Raw genomic sequence first — 17,110 nt, forward strand, 5'->3', positions numbered from 1 at the left:
GTTGGGTACGCCGAGTTCCCCCATCGCTGGTGCGACCAGATTCAAAGCTGGCCGGGAGGCCGCAGTGCGGCGAACTCGTCAGTGACTCTTAGCTGCGAGTCGGTAAACCGGTACAACGCCGCCGGGCGGCCACCGCTGCGGCCGGACTGCGCGATGGTTCCGGTTTGGGTGATGACTCTGCGACGGGCCAGTACCCGCTGCAGGTTGGTTGCGTCGACCTGGTAGCCCAGTGCGGCGCCGTAGATGTCGCGCAGCGTTGAGAGCGCGAATTCTTTTGGGGCCAAAGCGAATCCGATGTTTGTATAGGACATCTTGGCAATCAGCCGGGTGCGGGCATGGGTCACCATCGGACCGTGATCGAACGCCATTGGCGGCAAGGAACTCACCGGGTGCCAGCGGGTGTCTGCTGGCAGCTCGGGGGTGGCGGGGGAGGGCACCACCCCCAGGTAGGTCGACGCGATCATCCGGATGCCTGGCAGCCGGTGTGGGTCGGAAAACACCGCGAGCTGTTCTAGATGGGCCAACTCTCGCAGGTCGACTTTCTCGGCCAGTTGGCGCCGAACCGAGCTGGTCATGTCTTCGTCGTTGCGTAGCCGTCCGCCCGGCAGCGACCACGCGCCGCGCTGCGGCTCCTTCGCACGTTGCCACAGCAGCACATTGAGCTGGGGTTTTGCCGCACCGCGGCTCATGCCAACTCCGCGCACTTGAAAGACGACGGCCAGCACTTCGTGGGCGGTGCTACCATGGGCCATGTTTTCGATTATAAGTCGAAAACCTGTTGGAGCGCGGAAGGGGCGGCAATGACTGTGCTGAATCGCACGGACACGCTCGTGGATGAACTGACTGCCGACATCACCAACACACCGCTCGGCTACGGCGGGGTTGACGGTGACGAACGGTGGGCCGCCGAGATTCGCCGTCTGGCGCATTTGCGCGGGGCCACCGTCCTGGCGCACAACTACCAGCTGCCCGCGATCCAGGACGTTGCCGACCACGTCGGGGATTCGCTGGCGCTATCGCGGGTGGCCGCCGAGGCACCGGAGGACACCATCGTGTTCTGCGGAGTGCACTTCATGGCCGAGACCGCCAAAATTCTCAGCCCGCACAAAACCGTGCTGATCCCGGATCAGCGGGCCGGCTGTTCGCTGGCCGATTCGATCACCCCCGACGAGCTGCGCGCCTGGAAGGACGAGCATCCCGGCGCCGTCGTCGTTTCCTACGTCAACACCACGGCGGCCGTCAAGGCGCTCACCGACATCTGCTGCACCTCGTCAAACGCCGTCGACGTGGTCGCATCCATCGATCCCGACCGCGAGGTGTTGTTCTGTCCGGACCAATTCCTCGGTGCACACGTGCGCCGGGTGACCGGCCGCAAGAACCTGCATGTGTGGGCCGGCGAATGCCACGTACACGCCGGGATCAACGGCGACGAGCTCGCTGACCAGGCCCGCGCACATCCCGATGCCGAACTGTTCGTGCATCCGGAGTGTGGTTGCGCAACCTCGGCGCTATACCTCGCCGGCGAAGGAGCATTCCCAGCCGAGCGGGTAAAGATCTTGTCCACCGGCGGCATGCTCGAAGCGGCGCACACGACGCGCGCCCGCCAGGTGCTGGTCGCCACCGAGGTCGGCATGTTGCACCAGCTTCGCCGGGCGGCACCGGAAGTCGACTTTCGCGCGGTCAACGACCGCGCCTCATGCAAGTACATGAAGATGATCACCCCCGCGGCCCTGTTGCGCTGCCTGGTAGAGGGTGCCGACGAAGTCCATGTCGATCCGGGAATCGCCGCCAGTGGGCGTCGCAGCGTGCAGCGGATGATCGAAATCGGCCATCCCGGCGGTGGCGAATGATGGCCGGTCCCGCTTGGCGGGATGCGGCCGATGTTGTCGTGATCGGCACGGGCGTTGCCGGGCTGGCGGCGGCATTGGCCGCCGATCGCGCCGGGCGCAGCGTCGTGGTGCTCAGCAAGGCTGCCCAGACGCACGTGACCGCGACACACTACGCGCAAGGCGGTATCGCGGTGGTGCTGCCGGACAACGACGACTCGGTCGACGCTCACGTCGCGGACACCTTGGCCGCAGGCGCGGGCCTATGCGATCCCGATGCGGTGTACTCGATCGTCGCCGACGGCTACCGAGCGGTTACCGATTTGGTCGGAGCTGGGGCACGGTTGGATGAATCGGTCCCGGGCCGTTGGGCGTTGACGCGCGAAGGCGGGCACTCGCGGCGACGCATCGTGCACGCGGGTGGCGACGCGACCGGCGCCGAGGTTCAGCGGGCGCTCCAGGATGCCGCCGGGATGCTCGATATCCGCACCGGCCACGTGGCGTTGCGAGTGCTGCACGACGGTACCGCGGTGACCGGGCTATTAGTGGTCAGACCGGACGGATGCGGCATTATCAGCGCTCCGTCGGTGATCCTGGCCACCGGCGGGCTCGGGCACCTGTACAGCGCGACCACCAATCCGGCGGGCTCCACCGGCGACGGCATCGCCCTGGGATTGTGGGCGGGCGTCGCGGTCAGCGATCTCGAGTTCATCCAGTTCCACCCCACGATGCTTTTTGCCGGACGCGCCGGGGGTCGGCGGCCGCTGATCACCGAGGCCATCCGCGGCGAGGGTGCGATCTTGGTGGACAGGCAAGGCAATTCGATAACGGCAGGCGTGCATCCGATGGGTGATTTGGCGCCGCGCGACGTCGTCGCCGCCGCCATCGACGCGCGGCTGAAGGCCACCGGCGATCCGTGCGTCTACCTCGACGCCCGCGGCATCGAGGGCTTCGCGTCCCGGTTCCCGACAGTCACGGCATCCTGCCGGGCTGCCGGCATTGACCCCGTCCGGCAACCGATCCCGGTTGTTCCCGGTGCGCACTACAGCTGCGGCGGCATAGTGACCGATGTGTACGGCCAGACCGAGCTGCTCGGGTTGTACGCCGCTGGCGAGGTGGCCCGCACCGGGTTGCACGGCGCCAACCGCCTGGCCTCCAACAGCTTGCTAGAGGGTTTGGTGGTGGGCGGCCGCGCCGGAAAGGCCGCCGCCGCCCACGCCGCGGCGGCCGGGCGTTCGCGTGCGACCTCGTCAGCGACCTGGCCCGAACCGATCAGCTACACCGCACTGGACCGCGGCGACCTGCAACGGGCGATGAGCCGGGACGCGTCGATGTACCGCGCCGCCGCCGGGCTGCACCGGCTGTGCGACAGCCTATCCGGAGCACAGGTTCGCGACGTGGCTTGTCGCCGCGATTTCGAGGACGTGGCGCTCACGCTGGTCGCGCAGAGCGTGACCGCCGCCGCCTTGGCCCGCACCGAAAGCCGTGGCTGCCATCATCGCGCGGAGTACCCGTGCACCGTGCCGGAGCAGGCACGCAGCATCGTGGTCCGGGGAGCCGACGACGCAAATGCGGTGTGTGTCCAGGCGCTAGTGGCGGTGTGCTGATGGGGTTATCCGACTGGGAGCTGGCTGCGGCTCGAGCAGCAATCGCGCGTGGGCTCGACGAGGACCTCCGGTACGGCCCGGATGTCACCACATTGGCGACGGTGCCTGCCAGTGCGACGACCACCGCATCGCTGGTGACCCGGGAGGCCGGTGTGGTTGCCGGATTGGATGTCGCGCTGCTGACGCTGAACGAAGTCCTGGGCACCAACGGTTATCGGGTGCTCGACCGCGTCGAGGACGGCGCCCGGGTGCCGCCGGGAGAGGCACTTATGACGCTGGAAGCCCAAACGCGCGGATTGTTGACCGCCGAGCGCACCATGTTGAACCTGGTCGGTCACCTGTCGGGAATCGCCACCGCGACGGCCGCGTGGGTCGATGCTGTGCGCGGGACCAAAGCGAAAATCCGCGATACCCGTAAGACGCTGCCCGGCCTGCGCGCGCTGCAAAAATACGCGGTGCGTACCGGTGGCGGCGTCAACCATCGGCTGGGGTTGGGTGATGCCGCGCTAATCAAGGACAACCACGTTGCCGCCGCCGGATCCGTGGTAGACGCGCTACGTGCGGTGCGAAATGCTGCACCCGATCTGCCGTGCGAGGTGGAAGTGGACTCGCTTGAGCAGCTCGATGCCGTGCTGCCGGAAAAACCCGAGCTGATCCTGCTGGACAATTTTGCGGTGTGGCAGACGCAGACCGCGGTGCAGCGTCGGGACTCGCGCGCGCCCACCGTCATGCTGGAGTCATCCGGTGGGCTCAGCCTGCAGACGGCGGCGACCTACGCCGAAACCGGGGTGGACTACCTGGCGGTCGGGGCGCTCACACACTCAGTGCGCGTGCTCGACATCGGCTTGGATATGTAGCCGGGCGGCCCCGGCGCCCATTAGGCGGCGCCGGATAGGGTAGGCGCCGTGGCGCGAACGTTCGAAGATCTCGTGGCCGAAGCCGCATCAGCATCCGTCGGCGGCTGGGGTTTTTCCTGGTTGGACGGCCGCGCGACCGAAGAACGCCCGTCATGGGGCTATCAACGACAACTCAGTCAGCGGCTGGCGAACGCGACGGCTGCCTTAGATCTTGAGACAGGCGGCGGAGAGGTGCTAGCCGGCGCGGGCAACTTCCCGCCCACCATGGTCGCTACCGAAGCGTGGCCACCCAACGCGGCTATGGCCACTAGGCGGCTGCATCCGCTGGGCGCGGTCGTCGTCATCACCGGCGATAAACCGCCACTGCCCTTTGCCGATGCGGCGTTTGACCTGGTGACCAGCCGCCACCCCAGCACCCGATGGTGGACCGAGATTGCCCGGGTTCTCCGGGCTGGCGGCAGTTACTTCGCCCAACACGTCGGACCGGCCACGCTGTGGGACCTGCGCGAGCATTTCCTCGGGCCGCGAGAACACAACGGGGCCGATCAGTACGCGCAGGTTGTGCGCACCTGCATCACCGACGCCGGCCTCGAGATCGTCGACCTGCAGATGGAGCGGTTGCGGGTGGAATTCTTCGACGTCGGTGCCGTCATCTACTTTCTGCGCAAGGTGATCTGGTTTCTGCCGGACTTCACCGTCGAGGGCTACCACGATCGGCTGCGTGCACTGCATGAGCGCATCCAGGCCGAAGGGCCCTTCGTCACCTACTCCACCCGCGCGCTCATCGAGGCCCGCAAACCGTCCTGACGTCGGCCGGGGCCTTAGGCTCAGGCGATATCGCCGACGAAGACCCCGATCCGGCGCAGCTGCAAGCGCGCCATCCGCGGCAGCCCCTGACCGTCGGAGCCGGCGGGCACAATCCGGGGGTTGATGACGTGAACAACGCCGCGGGCGAAGTGCACGTCGGCTTCGCCCGCGGCCAACACGTTCTTGACCCAATCCGTCTTACCGTGCGCGAGCGCGATCGCCAGCACACCGTCCTTGCGGTAGGCGGTCACAATCGTTTGGTATGGCTTTCCAGACTTGCGACCGCGGTGCTCGATCGTGGCCGTTCCGGGTAGGTAGCGCGCTATCGGTTTGAGCGCCCGGTTGATGTACTTGACCTGCAGACGCTCGAGCCAGAGCGGGAACACCATCGGAACGCCCGGGGCGTTATTCGGGTGATCCTTTGCGGACATGGCGGCTCCTCTTTGCCGGTCCTTTCTACTGCACTGTACCGGTCAGATATCGACTTGAGCTGCTCTGGGAGAATGGTCTACGTGACCGCGCCGCCGCCCGTGCTTACCCGTATCGACTTGCGGGGAGCCGAGTTGACAGCTGCCGAGCTGCGGGCCGCTCTGCCACGCGGCGGCGCCGATGTGGAAGCCGTGCTGCCGACGGTACGGCCCATTGTGGCGGCCGTCGCCGAGCGCGGGGCCGAGGCCGCGCTGGACTTCGGCGCATCGTTCGACGGTGTGCGGCCCCATGCCATCCGGGTGCCAGACGCAGCGCTGGACGCGGCGCTGGCCGGACTGGACTGCGACGTCTGCGAAGCGTTGCAGGTGATGGTCGAGCGGACCCGCGCCGTGCACTCCGGGCAGCGTCGCACCGACGTCACAACCACACTGGGCCCGGGCGCGACGGTCACCGAGCGGTGGGTTCCGGTCGAGCGGGTAGGCCTGTACGTGCCGGGGGGCAATGCGGTGTACCCATCCAGCGTGGTGATGAACGTGGTGCCCGCCCAAGCCGCGGGCGTCGACTCGTTGGTGGTAGCCAGCCCGCCGCAGGCGCAGTGGGATGGAATGCCGCATCCGACCATTCTGGCCGCGGCCCGGCTGCTGGGCGTCGATGAGGTCTGGGCGGTCGGCGGCGCTCAGGCGGTGGCGTTGCTGGCTTACGGCGGCACCGACACCGACGGCGCAGCACTGACACCGGTCGACATGATCACCGGGCCTGGCAACATCTATGTCACGGCCGCCAAGCGACTGTGCCGTTCGCGGGTGGGCATCGACGCCGAAGCGGGGCCAACCGAGATCGCTATCCTCGCCGATCACACCGCCGACCCGGTGCATGTGGCCGCCGACCTGATTAGCCAGGCCGAACACGACGAGTTGGCTGCCAGCGTGCTGGTCACTCCGAGTGAGGACCTGGCCGATGCCACCGACGCCGAACTGGCTGGCCAGCTGCAGACTACGGTGCACCGCGAACGGGTGACGGCCGCGCTGACCGGACGCCAATCGGCGATCGTCCTGGTCGACGACGTGGACGCCGCCGTCTTGGTGGTGAACGCTTACGCCGCTGAGCATTTGGAGATTCAGACCGCCGATGCCCCGCAGGTTGCCAGCCGGATCCGCTCGGCGGGAGCCATTTTCGTCGGCCCGTGGTCCCCGGTGAGCCTCGGCGACTACTGCGCGGGATCCAACCATGTACTGCCGACCGCGGGCTGCGCCCGGCATTCCAGCGGCCTGTCGGTGCAGACGTTCCTGCGCGGCATCCACGTCGTGGAATACACGGAGGCGGCCCTCAAAGACGTTTCCGGACACGTGATCACGCTCGCCACGGCCGAGGACTTGCCGGCGCACGGTGAGGCGGTACGGCGGAGGTTCGAGCGATGACCAGGTCCGGACACCCGGTTACATTGGACGACTTGCCGCTGCGCGCCGACTTGCGTGGTAAAGCACCATACGGTGCACCGCAATTAGCTGTTCCGGTACGGCTGAACACCAACGAGAACCCGCACCCGCCTACCCGGGCGCTGGTTGACGACGTGGTGCGATCGGTGCGGGAAGCGGCCATCGACTTGCACCGCTACCCCGACCGCGACGCCGTGGCTCTGCGTGCTGACTTGGCCGGCTATCTCACCGCGCAGACCGGAATCCAGCTTGGTGTCGAAAACATATGGGCTGCCAACGGTTCCAATGAGATTCTGCAGCAACTGTTACAGGCGTTTGGCGGTCCGGGGCGTAGCGCGATCGGTTTCGTACCGTCCTATTCGATGCACCCGATCATCTCCGACGGCACCCACACGGAATGGATCGAGGCGTCCCGCGCCAATGACTTCGGTCTCGACGTGGACGTCGCCGTCGCGGCTGTGGTCGATCGCAAACCCGATGTGGTGTTCATTGCTAGCCCTAACAACCCGTCCGGACAAAGTGTTTCGTTACCTGACCTGTGTAAGCTGCTGGACGTTGCGCCCGGAATTGCGATCGTCGACGAGGCCTACGGCGAGTTCTCCTCGCAGCCCAGCGCGGTGTCGCTGGTCGAGGAGTATCCGAGCAAGCTCGTCGTCACGCGCACCATGAGCAAGGCATTCGCTTTCGCCGGCGGCAGGCTCGGATACCTGATCGCTACGCCCGCGGTGATCGACGCAATGCTGCTGGTGCGGTTGCCGTATCACCTGTCGTCGGTCACTCAAGCCGCGGCCCGGGCCGCGCTGCGGCACTCCGACGACACCTTGAGCAGTGTCGCCGCACTGATCGCCGAACGCGAACGCGTAACAACCTCATTGAACGACATGGGTTTTCGAGTCATCCCAAGCGATGCCAACTTCGTGTTGTTCGGCGAGTTTGCCGATGCGCCGGCCGCCTGGCGGCGCTATCTGGAGGCCGGCATTTTGATCCGCGACGTTGGGATTCCCGGCTATCTGCGGGCCACCACCGGGCTGGCTGAGGAGAACGATGCGTTCCTGCGGGCAAGCGCCCGGATCGCCACCGACCTGGTCCCCGTCACCCGCAGTCCTGTAGGAGCGCCATGACAACCACCCAGACAGCCAAAGCTAGCCGGCGGGCGCGTATCGAACGGCGTACCCGCGAATCCGATATCGTCATCGAGCTCGACCTTGACGGTACCGGGCAGGTGGCCGTCGACACCGGTGTTCCGTTCTACGACCACATGTTGACCGCGCTGGGCAGTCACGCCAGCTTCGACCTCACCGTGCGCGCCACAGGTGATGTCGAAATCGAAGCCCATCACACCATCGAGGACACGGCAATCGCGCTGGGCACCGCGCTCGGGCAGGCCCTAGGTGACAAGAGGGGCATCCGCCGGTTTGGCGATGCCTTCATCCCGATGGACGAAACACTGGCCCACGCCGCCGTCGACTTATCCGGCCGCCCCTATTGCGTGCATACCGGAGAGCCGGATCACCTGCAGCACACCACTATTGCCGGCAGTTCAGTGCCCTACCACACCGTCATCAACCGGCACGTGTTCGAATCGTTGGCGGCCAACGCCCGCATCGCGCTGCACGTCCGCGTGTTGTACGGGCGCGACCCGCACCATATCACCGAAGCTCAATACAAGGCCGTCGCGCGCGCGTTGCGTCAAGCGGTCGAGCCAGATCCTCGGGTGTCAGGCGTGCCGTCCACCAAAGGTGCTCTGTGACAGCAAAATCGGTTGTAGTCCTTGACTACGGCTCAGGAAACCTGCGGTCGGCCCAACGTGCGCTGCAACGAGTAGGCGCCGAGGTCGAAGTAACCGCCGATACCGACGCCGCAATGACCGCTGACGGACTGGTGGTGCCGGGCGTCGGTGCTTTCGCGGCGTGCATGGCGGGCCTGCGCAAGATCAGCGGAGAGCGAATCATCGCCGAGCGGGTGGCCGCCGGCCGCCCGGTGCTGGGGGTCTGTGTCGGTATGCAGATTCTGTTTGCTTGCGGGGTCGAATTCGGTGTGCAGACGCCAGGCTGCGGGCACTGGCCGGGGGCGGTCATTCGACTTGAGGCCCCGGTGATTCCGCACATGGGCTGGAATGTCGTGGATTCCGCTGCGGGCAGCGCGCTGTTCAAAGGGTTGGACGTCGACGCCCGGTTTTATTTCGTGCATTCCTATGCCGCGCAGCGATGGGAAGGCTCACCCGACGCGCTGCTGACCTGGGCCACATATCGGGCGCCGTTCCTCGCTGCGGTGGAGGACGGCGCATTGGCCGCCACCCAGTTTCATCCGGAGAAGAGTGGCGATGCCGGTGCAGCCGTACTGAGCAGCTGGGTTGATGGACTTTAAAGGATACTGGTGATGCCGCTGATACTTTTGCCCGCCGTCGACGTGGTCGAGGGTCGTGCCGTGCGCCTCGTTCAAGGGAAGGCCGGCAGCCAAACCGAGTACGGCTCAGCGGTGGATGCCGCGTTGGGCTGGCAACGCGATGGCGCCGAGTGGATCCATTTGGTGGACCTGGATGCTGCGTTCGGCCGCGGTTCCAACCACGAACTGCTTGCCGAGGTTGTCGGCAAGCTCGACGTACAGGTTGAGCTATCCGGCGGTATTCGAGACGACGAGTCGCTGGCCGCGGCGCTGGCCACCGGATGCGCTCGGGTCAATGTGGGCACTGCTGCCCTGGAAAACCCGCAGTGGTGTGCCCGGGTGATTGGCGAGCACGGCGACCAGGTCGCCGTCGGCTTGGACGTCCAGATCATCGACGGCGAGCATCGGTTGCGCGGACGCGGCTGGGAAACCGACGGCGGCGACCTGTGGGACGTGCTAGAACGCCTAGACAGTGAAGGATGTTCGCGGTTCGTCGTGACCGATATCACCAAGGACGGCACCCTGGGCGGCCCCAATCTGGACCTGCTGGCCGGTGTTGCCGACCGCACCGACGCCCCGGTGATCGCGTCCGGAGGTGTGTCCAGCCTCGATGACCTGCGCGCCATTGCGACTCTCACGCACCGCGGCGTCGAGGGGGCCATCGTCGGCAAGGCCCTCTACGCCCGTCGGTTCACCTTGCCGCAAGCGTTGGCCGCGGTTCGGGACTAGATCGGCGATGCACTTGGATTCGTTGGTTGCCCCGCTGGTTGAACAGGCGTCGGCGATCCTGGATGCCGCAACGGCGCTCTTTCTCGTCGGTCATCGCGCCGATTCAGCGGTCCGCAAGAAGGGTAACGACTTCGCCACCGAAGTCGATCTAGCGATCGAGCGGCAGGTTGTCGCAGCGCTGGTGGCGGCCACCGGCATCGAGGTGCACGGCGAGGAGTTCGGCGGCCCGGCAGTCGACTCGCGGTGGGTGTGGGTACTGGACCCCATCGACGGCACAATCAACTACGCCGCCGGATCGCCGTTGGCTGCGATCCTGTTGGGCCTGCTGCACGACGGAGTTCCGGTGGCCGGCTTGACCTGGATGCCATTCACCGACCCACGCTATACCGCCGTGGCGGGTGGTCCGCTGATCAAGAACGGTGTACCGCAGCCGCCGCTGGCTGACGCCGAACTGGCCAACGTGCTCGTCGGCGTCGGCACATTCAGCGCCGACTCACGGGGCCAGTTCCCGGGGCGATATCGACTGGCGGTGCTGGAAAAGCTCAGCCGAGTGTCATCGCGGCTGCGCATGCACGGATCCACCGGCATCGATCTCGTCTTCGTCGCTGACGGGATACTCGGTGGTGCAATAAGTTTCGGAGGTCACGTTTGGGACCATGCCGCTGGGGTGGCGTTGGTACGAGCCGCCGGTGGCGTGGTCACCGACCTGGCTGGGCAACCGTGGACCCCTGCATCGCGTTCTGCCTTGGCCGGGCCACCGCGCGTGCATGCCCAGATCCTCGAGATTCTTGGCAGCATAGGGGAACCAGAGGACTACTGAGATGTATGCCGACCGTGACCTTCCGGGGGCTGGGGGCCTCGCGGTACGCGTGATCCCGTGTCTGGATGTCGACGATGGGCGGGTGGTCAAGGGAGTCAACTTCGAGAACCTCCGCGACGCCGGTGATCCCGTGGAACTCGCCGCCGTCTATGACGCGGAGGGCGCGGACGAGTTGACCTTTCTCGACGTGACCGCGTCGTCGTCCGGAAGAGCCACCATGCTGGAGGTGGTGCGCCGCACCGCCGAGCAGGTGTTCATCCCGCTGACGGTGGGCGGTGGGGTACGCACCGTCGCCGACGTCGATTCGCTGCTACGGGCTGGGGCTGACAAAGTCGCCGTCAACACGGCCGCCATCGCTTGCCCGGACTTGCTGGCGGACATGGCGAGGCAGTTCGGCTCGCAGTGCATCGTGTTGTCCGTCGACGCGCGCACAGTTCCGGTGGGATCAGCCCCGACACCGTCGGGTTGGGAGGTCACCACTCACGGCGGTCGTCGTGGCACCGGTATGGACGCCGTGCAGTGGGCGGCCCGTGGCGCCGACCTCGGTGTGGGGGAGATCCTGCTCAACTCGATGGACGCCGACGGCACCAAAGCCGGATTCGACCTGGCTTTGCTGCGTGCGGTCCGTGCCGCGGTCACGGTGCCGGTAATCGCCAGCGGGGGCGCCGGTGCTGTGGAGCACTTCGCGCCAGCGGTTGCCGCGGGGGCCGATGCAGTGTTGGCGGCCAGCGTCTTTCACTTCCGGGAGCTGACGATCGGTCAGGTGAAGGCGGCCCTGGCCGCGGAAGGAATCACCGTGCGATGACACTCGACCCAAAGATCGCGGCGCGGTTGAAGCGTAATGCCGACGGACTGGTTACCGCCGTCGTCCAGGAGCGGGGCAGCGGTGACGTGCTGATGGTTGCCTGGATGAACGACGAGGCCTTGGCCCGTACCCTGCAAACCCGTGAGGCCACTTACTATTCGCGATCCCGTGCCGAACAATGGGTCAAGGGCGCGACGTCCGGCCACACCCAGCACGTTCACTCGGTGCGCCTGGATTGTGACGGCGACGCCGTATTGTTGACGGTTGACCAGGTCGGCGGTGCCTGCCATACCGGCGATCACAGTTGCTTCGATGCCGCGGTGTTGTTAGAACCCGACGACTAACCCGCCGCGGAAAGACTGGGGCTAGCGGCTCGCGGCGCAACAGATTGCAGTGGTCGCCCGCGAGGCAAGAGTGCCCATCGACACGCCGCCGAGCGAGCGCGGACATACCACCTTGGGATCCATGCAGATGTCAAGGGGGGTTGCCCGTCCGGGCGATGGCGTCGATGAGAATGGCGGTCGATGCTGAAACGAGTGCCCTGGACCGTTGTGCTGCCTTCGCTGGCCTTTGTCGCGCTGGTATTGACCTGGGGAAAGCAGATCGGCCCGGTGGTGGGCTTGCTAGCGGCGGTGCTGTTAGCCGGTGCTGTCCTGGCCGCGGTCAACCATGCCGAGGTGGTGGCGGCCCGGGTGGGTGAGCCATTCGGTTCGCTGGTGCTCGCGGTCGCGGTGACGACCATCGAGGTGGCGCTGATCGTTGCGCTCATGGTGTCCGGCGGGGACGATGCGGCGACGCTCGCCCGCGACACCGTGTTCGCCGCGGTGATGATCACCACCAACGGGATCGCCGGGTTGTCCCTGCTGCTGGGTTCGCTGCGCTATGGCGTGACGTTGTTCAACCCCCACGGCAGCGGCGCCGCGCTGGCCACGGTCACCACACTGGCGACGCTGAGCCTGGTGCTGCCCACGTTCACCACCAGTCAGTCGGGCCCCGAGCTATCGCCCGGCCAGCTCATCTTCGCCGGCGCCGCGTCGCTGGGACTCTACGTGTTGTTCCTGTTCACCCAGACTGTCCGGCATCGAGACTTCTTCCTACCGGTGGCGCAAAAGGGCGCGGTCGAGGATGACAGCCACGCCGATCCACCGAGCACCCGCGCGGCGCTGCTGAGCCTTGGATTGCTGCTCGTCGCTTTGGTTGCGGTGGTGGGTCTGGCCAAGGTGGAATCGCCGGTCATCGAGGAGGTCGTCTCGGCGGCCGGGTTTCCGCAATCCTTCGTCGGCGTGGTCATCGCCACACTGGTGCTGTTGCCGGAGACACTTGCGGCGGCCCGCGCGGCCCGGCAAGGCCGCCTGCAGACCAGCCTCAATCTGGCGTACGGTTCCGCGATGGCGAGTATTGGACTCACCATCCCGACCATCGCCCTTGCTTCCCTGTGGCTCAGTGGCCCGCTGCAACTTGGCCTCGGTGCCATTCAGTTGGTGCTGCTGGTGCTCACGGTTGTGGTCAGCGTGCTGACCGTGGTTCCCGGTCGGGCCACCCGTCTGCAGGGCGAGGTGCATCTGGTGTTGCTGGCTGCTTACCTGTTTCTTGCCGTCGTCCCGTGATGAATCCGTGCGCAAGCGATGGTTTTCGCCGCCGCTATCCAGATCTGATTGCCCGCAGCGTCGCTAACGCTTTGTCGGCGTGGGCGTCCATGCTGAATTCGCTGGAGATCACGTCGAGCACCTTACGGTCGGTGTCGATGACAAAGGTCGTGCGTTTGACCGGCATCAACTTGCCCAACAGACCGCGCTTGACCCCGAATTGGGCGGCGACCGTGCCTTGGGCGTCCGAAAGCAGCGGGTAGTCGAAACGCCGCACCTCGGCGAATTTGGCCTGCTTTCGAACGGGATCGGTGCTGATGCCGACCCGGCTGGCCCTGACCTCGGCGAATTCTTTGGCCAAGTCGCGGAAGTGGCAGGCTTCTTTGGTGCAGCCAGGCGTCATCGCCGCCGGATAGAAGAACAGGACCACGGGTCCGTCGGATAGCAGGACGCTAAGCCTGCGAGGAGTCCCGGTCTGATCGGGCAGTTCGAAGTCGGCTACCGTGTCACCGGTTTTCATAGTCGTCAGGCTACAACCGATTGCCCGACTCCTTGCGCGCCGCTTCGCGGCTGGGGGTGCCCCCATGCGCGCCGTTTGCGCGGCGTGCATCGTCGTCGGGCTACGCCCGGGCCGATCGGCGTATCTGGGAAGATGGTTCGGTGCACGCCGACCTCGCAGCCACCACCTCGCGTGAGGATTTCCGCCTCCTGGCGGCCGAGCACCGGGTGGTTCCGGTGACTCGCAAGGTCTTGGCCGACAGCGAGACGCCGCTGTCGGCCTACCGCAAGCTCGCCGCCAATCGCCCGGGTACGTTCCTGCTGGAGTCGGCCGAGAACGGCCGGTCGTGGTCGCGATGGTCGTTTATCGGTGCGGGGGCGCCAACGGCGTTGACCGTGCGTGAGGGGCAAGCGGTATGGCTGGGTGCCGTGCCCAAGGACGCTCCCACTGGCGGAGACCCGCTGCGGGCGCTGCAGGTGACCTTGGAGCTGCTGGCTACGGCGGATCGTCAGTCCGAGCCGGGTCTTCCGCCGCTGTCGGGTGGCATGGTCGGTTTCTTCGCCTATGACATGGTGCGACGGCTGGAACGATTGCCGGAACGGGCCGTCGATGACCTCTGCCTGCCGGACATGCTGCTGTTGCTGGCCACCGATGTGGCGGCGGTCGATCACCACGAGGGCACCATCACGTTGATCGCCAACGCCGTGAACTGGAACGGCACCGACGAGCGGGTCGACTGGGCCTACGACGACGCGGTCGCTCGGCTGGACGTGATGACCGCAGCGCTCGGCCAACCACTACCGTCAACCGTGGCCACCTTCAGCCGACCCGAGCCGCGCCACCGTGCGCAACGCACCGTCGAAGAATATGGTGCGATCGTCGAATACTTGGTGGATCAGATTGCAGCCGGTGAAGCGTTCCAGGTGGTGCCCTCGCAGCGCTTCGAGATGGACACCGATGTCGATCCCATCGACGTGTACCGAATTCTGCGGGTAACCAACCCAAGTCCCTACATGTATCTACTGCAGGTGCCGAATAGTGATGGTGCAGTGGACTTTTCGATTGTTGGATCCAGTCCGGAGGCGCTGGTAACGGTCCACGAAGGCTGGGCGACGACGCATCCGATCGCCGGAACCCGGTGGCGCGGAAGGACAGACGACGAGGACGTGCTTCTGGAAAAAGAGCTGCTGGCGGACGACAAAGAACGTGCCGAGCATCTGATGCTGGTCGACCTCGGCCGAAACGACCTGGGTCGGGTCTGCACGCCGGGCACTGTTCGGGTCGAGGATTACAGCCACATCGAGCGGTACAGCCACGTGATGCACCTGGTGTCCACGGTGACCGGGAAGCTCGGCGAAGGGCGCACCGCGCTGGACGCGGTGACCGCCTGCTTTCCGGCCGGCACGCTGTCGGGCGCGCCGAAGGTGCGGGCGATGGAGCTGATCGAAGAGGTGGAGAAGACACGCCGCGGCCTTTACGGCGGTGTCGTCGGTTACCTTGACTTCGCCGGCAACGCTGACTTCGCCATCGCCATCCGCACCGCGCTGATGCGTAACGGCACGGCTTATGTCCAGGCAGGCGGTGGTGTGGTGGCCGACTCCAACGGATCCTACGAATACAACGAGGCGAGGAACAAGGCTCGGGCTGTGCTCAACGCGATCGCTGCCGCCGAGACGCTGGCCGCTCCGGGCGCGAACCGCAGTGGCTGCTAATGCCGGCAGTGTTCGGCCCAACCGCCGGGCCAGGCCGATGATCGGCATCGCCCAGTTGCTGTTGGTGGTTGCCGCCGGGGCGCTGTGGATGGCCGCACGGCTGCCCTGGGTGGTCATCGGGTCATTCGACGAGCTGGGGCCGCCGAAGGAGGTGACGCTGACCGGTGCGTCGTGGTCGACCGCTTTGCTGCCGTTAGCGCTGCTGATGCTGGCCGCGGCGGTGGCGGCGCTCGCGGTGCGCGGCTGGCCGCTGCGGGCGCTGGCAGTGTTGCTGGCCGCGGCCAGCTTCGCGGTCGGCTACCTCGGCATCAGTCTGTGGGTGGTCCCGGATGTCGCGGCCCGCGGAGCCGATCTTGCCCATGTCCCAGTGGTGACGCTGGTCGGAAGCGCCCGGCACTATTGGGGCGCGGTGGCGGCGGTGTTGGCGGCAGTGTGTGCTTTGCTCGCTGCCGTCTTCTTGATGAGTTCGGCGGCGATTCGCGGGTCGGCTGGCGAGGACATGGCGAGATATGCGGCGCCCCGCGCCCGCCGGTCGATTGCCCGGCGCCAGCACTCGAATGCGGCCGGCCGGGCGGCTCCGCAAGACGACGGGCCGGATATGGGGCCGCGGATGTCGGAGCGAATGATTTGGGAAGCTCTTGACGAGGGCCGTGACCCGACCGATCGGGAGCAGGAGTCTGACACCGAGGGGCGGTGACGGACCGCGCGCTGACGGTCGCTACCCTTCATGGACGTCGTCGAAATTGACGAGCGCGTGTGGGTGACAGTGGGAAGGGAACGGCAGGCATGAGTCCGGCAACCGTGCTCGACTCCATCCTCGAGGGAGTCCGGGCCGACGTTGCCGCGCGTGAAGCCTCGGTGAGCCTGTCGGAGATCAAGGCTGCCGCCGCTGCGGCGCCGCCGCCGCTCGACGTGATGGCCGCCCTACGCGAGCCCGGCATCGGCGTCATCGCTGAGGTCAAGCGCGCTAGTCCTTCGGCAGGCGCATTGGCGACCATCGCCGACCCGGCAAAGCTGGCCCAGGCCTACCAGGATGGCGGTGCCCGGATCGTCAGCGTGGTGACTGAGCAGCGGCGTTTTCAGGGATCGCTCGACGACCTCGACGCGGTGCGGGCCTCGGTTTCGATTCCGGTGCTGCGCAAGGACTTTGTGGTGCAGCCGTACCAGATTCATGAGGCGCGTGCGCACGGCGCCGACATGTTGTTGCTCATCGTCGCCGCATTGGAGCAGTCGGTGTTGGTGTCGATGTTGGACCGCACCGAATCGTTGGGTATGACAGCACTCGTCGAGGTCCATACCGAGCAGGAAGCCGACCGAGCGCTGAAGGCCGGGGCCAAGGTGATTGGCGTTAACGCCCGCGACCTCATGACGCTGGACGTGGACCGGGATTGCTTCGCGCGAATAGCTCCTGGTTTGCCGAGCAGTGTGATCAGGATTGCTGAATCCGGCGTGCGTGGCACCGCTGACCTGCTGGCGTACGCCGGCGCGGGCGCTGACGCGGTGTTGGTAGGCGAAGGTCTGGTCACCAGCGGCGACCCACGTGCCGCGGTTGCCGATCTGGTTACCGCGGGCACCCATCCGTCCTGTCCGAAACCGGCTCGCTAGCCGTCGA

19 protein-coding genes are annotated in these 17,110 nt (G+C 66.4%); 16 read left to right on the top strand and 3 right to left on the bottom strand.

The window, feature by feature from the left end:
* Positions 1-41 precede the first annotated feature (41 nt).
* Positions 42-752 (bottom strand): hypothetical protein, encoded by a 711-nt coding sequence (locus Rv1593c; protein NP_216109.1) that lies wholly within the window; start codon positions 750-752, stop codon positions 42-44.
* Between the two features lie 48 nt (positions 753-800).
* Between Rv1593c and nadA the strand changes: the two genes are divergently transcribed.
* The 4 genes from nadA to Rv1597 are packed head-to-tail and all read left to right on the top strand — an operon-like array spanning position 801 to position 5,097.
* Positions 801-1,850: a quinolinate synthetase A gene (nadA, locus tag Rv1594; protein NP_216110.1), complete on the top strand. Its 1,050-nt coding sequence runs from the start codon at positions 801-803 to the stop codon at positions 1,848-1,850.
* Entirely contained in the window at positions 1,850-3,433 is a 1,584-nt protein-coding gene (gene nadB / locus Rv1595) for an L-aspartate oxidase (RefSeq protein ID NP_216111.1), read from the top strand. The genes nadA and nadB overlap by 1 nt, the downstream gene beginning before the upstream one ends.
* Positions 3,433-4,290, top strand: coding sequence for a nicotinate-nucleotide pyrophosphatase (gene nadC / locus Rv1596; RefSeq protein ID NP_216112.1), 858 nt, complete (start codon positions 3,433-3,435; stop codon positions 4,288-4,290). The genes nadB and nadC overlap by 1 nt, the downstream gene beginning before the upstream one ends.
* A 48-nt stretch (positions 4,291-4,338) precedes the next feature.
* Positions 4,339-5,097 carry a hypothetical protein gene (locus Rv1597; protein NP_216113.1) on the top strand — a complete coding sequence of 253 codons (759 nt, stop codon included), beginning with the start codon at positions 4,339-4,341 and terminating at the stop codon, positions 5,095-5,097.
* A gap of 20 nt (positions 5,098-5,117) precedes the next feature.
* On the opposite strand, the gene Rv1598c is transcribed toward Rv1597, so the two are convergent.
* On the bottom strand, positions 5,118-5,528 hold the full coding sequence (locus tag Rv1598c; protein NP_216114.1) for a hypothetical protein: 411 nt from the start codon (positions 5,526-5,528) through the stop codon (positions 5,118-5,120).
* Positions 5,529-5,627: 99 nt separating this feature from the next.
* Here Rv1598c and hisD point away from each other — a divergent pair, with 99 nt between their 5' ends.
* The 9 genes from hisD (at position 5,628) to chaA (ending at position 13,308) form a co-directional block, all read left to right on the top strand.
* Positions 5,628-6,944 carry a histidinol dehydrogenase gene (gene hisD, locus Rv1599; RefSeq protein NP_216115.1) on the top strand — a complete coding sequence of 439 codons (1,317 nt, stop codon included), beginning with the start codon at positions 5,628-5,630 and terminating at the stop codon, positions 6,942-6,944.
* Positions 6,941-8,083 carry a histidinol-phosphate aminotransferase gene (hisC1, locus tag Rv1600; RefSeq protein ID YP_177823.1) on the top strand — a complete coding sequence of 381 codons (1,143 nt, stop codon included), beginning with the start codon at positions 6,941-6,943 and terminating at the stop codon, positions 8,081-8,083. The genes hisD and hisC1 overlap by 4 nt, the downstream gene beginning before the upstream one ends.
* On the top strand, positions 8,080-8,712 hold the full coding sequence (hisB, locus tag Rv1601) for an imidazole glycerol-phosphate dehydratase (protein ID NP_216117.1): 633 nt from the start codon (positions 8,080-8,082) through the stop codon (positions 8,710-8,712). Before hisC1 ends, hisB begins: the two co-directional genes overlap by 4 nt.
* Entirely contained in the window at positions 8,709-9,329 is a 621-nt protein-coding gene (gene hisH, locus Rv1602; protein NP_216118.1) for an imidazole glycerol phosphate synthase subunit HisH, read from the top strand. Before hisB ends, hisH begins: the two co-directional genes overlap by 4 nt.
* A 9-nt stretch (positions 9,330-9,338) precedes the next feature.
* Positions 9,339-10,076: a 1-(5-phosphoribosyl)-5-((5-phosphoribosylamino)methylideneamino)imidazole-4-carboxamide isomerase gene (hisA, locus tag Rv1603; RefSeq protein ID NP_216119.1), complete on the top strand. Its 738-nt coding sequence runs from the start codon at positions 9,339-9,341 to the stop codon at positions 10,074-10,076.
* 7 nt (positions 10,077-10,083) lie between these two features.
* Positions 10,084-10,896 carry an inositol-monophosphatase ImpA gene (gene impA, locus Rv1604; RefSeq protein NP_216120.1) on the top strand — a complete coding sequence of 271 codons (813 nt, stop codon included), beginning with the start codon at positions 10,084-10,086 and terminating at the stop codon, positions 10,894-10,896.
* A 1-nt stretch (position 10,897) separates the two neighbouring features.
* Positions 10,898-11,701 carry an imidazole glycerol phosphate synthase subunit HisF gene (gene hisF / locus Rv1605; protein NP_216121.1) on the top strand — a complete coding sequence of 268 codons (804 nt, stop codon included), beginning with the start codon at positions 10,898-10,900 and terminating at the stop codon, positions 11,699-11,701.
* The gene (gene hisI / locus Rv1606; RefSeq protein ID NP_216638.2) at positions 11,698-12,045 is read left to right on the top strand and encodes a phosphoribosyl-AMP cyclohydrolase; all 348 of its coding nucleotides are present in this window, start codon (positions 11,698-11,700) and stop codon (positions 12,043-12,045) included. The genes hisF and hisI overlap by 4 nt, the downstream gene beginning before the upstream one ends.
* Before the next feature lie 180 nt (positions 12,046-12,225).
* The gene (gene chaA / locus Rv1607; protein ID NP_216123.1) at positions 12,226-13,308 is read left to right on the top strand and encodes an ionic transporter integral membrane protein ChaA; all 1,083 of its coding nucleotides are present in this window, start codon (positions 12,226-12,228) and stop codon (positions 13,306-13,308) included.
* Between the two features lie 34 nt (positions 13,309-13,342).
* Here the strand turns inward: chaA and bcpB are convergent, their stop codons facing one another.
* Positions 13,343-13,807, bottom strand: coding sequence for a peroxiredoxin (gene bcpB, locus Rv1608c; protein ID NP_216124.1), 465 nt, complete (start codon positions 13,805-13,807; stop codon positions 13,343-13,345).
* A gap of 140 nt (positions 13,808-13,947) precedes the next feature.
* Between bcpB and trpE the strand changes: the two genes are divergently transcribed.
* The 3 genes from trpE (at position 13,948) to trpC (ending at position 17,103) form a co-directional block, all read left to right on the top strand.
* On the top strand, positions 13,948-15,498 hold the full coding sequence (gene trpE / locus Rv1609; RefSeq protein ID NP_216125.1) for an anthranilate synthase component I: 1,551 nt from the start codon (positions 13,948-13,950) through the stop codon (positions 15,496-15,498).
* Positions 15,488-16,195, top strand: coding sequence for a membrane protein (locus tag Rv1610; RefSeq protein ID NP_216126.1), 708 nt, complete (start codon positions 15,488-15,490; stop codon positions 16,193-16,195). The genes trpE and Rv1610 overlap by 11 nt, the downstream gene beginning before the upstream one ends.
* A gap of 89 nt (positions 16,196-16,284) precedes the next feature.
* Positions 16,285-17,103, top strand: a complete 819-nt coding sequence (gene trpC / locus Rv1611; protein NP_216127.1) for an indole-3-glycerol phosphate synthase — start codon at positions 16,285-16,287, stop codon at positions 17,101-17,103.
* The last annotated feature ends 7 nt before the right edge of the window (positions 17,104-17,110 follow it).

Origin of the sequence: Mycobacterium tuberculosis H37Rv, from assembly GCF_000195955.2 — a bacterium.
GTDB classification, from domain to species: domain Bacteria; phylum Actinomycetota; class Actinomycetes; order Mycobacteriales; family Mycobacteriaceae; genus Mycobacterium; species Mycobacterium tuberculosis.

Excerpts from the sequence above, each read along its gene's own strand:
- Rv1593c (NP_216109.1), bottom strand. The coding sequence starts at position 752 with ATGGCCCATGGTAGCACCGCCCACGAAGTGCTGGCCGTCGTCTTTCAA.
- nadA (NP_216110.1), top strand. The coding sequence starts at position 801 with ATGACTGTGCTGAATCGCACGGACACGCTCGTGGATGAACTGACTGCC.
- nadB (NP_216111.1), top strand. The coding sequence starts at position 1,850 with ATGGCCGGTCCCGCTTGGCGGGATGCGGCCGATGTTGTCGTGATCGGC.
- nadC (NP_216112.1), top strand. The coding sequence starts at position 3,433 with ATGGGGTTATCCGACTGGGAGCTGGCTGCGGCTCGAGCAGCAATCGCG.
- Rv1598c (NP_216114.1), bottom strand. The coding sequence starts at position 5,528 with ATGTCCGCAAAGGATCACCCGAATAACGCCCCGGGCGTTCCGATGGTG.
- hisC1 (YP_177823.1), top strand. The coding sequence starts at position 6,941 with ATGACCAGGTCCGGACACCCGGTTACATTGGACGACTTGCCGCTGCGC.
- hisB (NP_216117.1), top strand. The coding sequence starts at position 8,080 with ATGACAACCACCCAGACAGCCAAAGCTAGCCGGCGGGCGCGTATCGAA.
- impA (NP_216120.1), top strand. The coding sequence starts at position 10,084 with ATGCACTTGGATTCGTTGGTTGCCCCGCTGGTTGAACAGGCGTCGGCG.
- hisF (NP_216121.1), top strand. The coding sequence starts at position 10,898 with ATGTATGCCGACCGTGACCTTCCGGGGGCTGGGGGCCTCGCGGTACGC.
- hisI (NP_216638.2), top strand. The coding sequence starts at position 11,698 with ATGACACTCGACCCAAAGATCGCGGCGCGGTTGAAGCGTAATGCCGAC.
- chaA (NP_216123.1), top strand. The coding sequence starts at position 12,226 with ATGCTGAAACGAGTGCCCTGGACCGTTGTGCTGCCTTCGCTGGCCTTT.
- bcpB (NP_216124.1), bottom strand. The coding sequence starts at position 13,807 with ATGAAAACCGGTGACACGGTAGCCGACTTCGAACTGCCCGATCAGACC.
- trpC (NP_216127.1), top strand. The coding sequence starts at position 16,285 with ATGAGTCCGGCAACCGTGCTCGACTCCATCCTCGAGGGAGTCCGGGCC.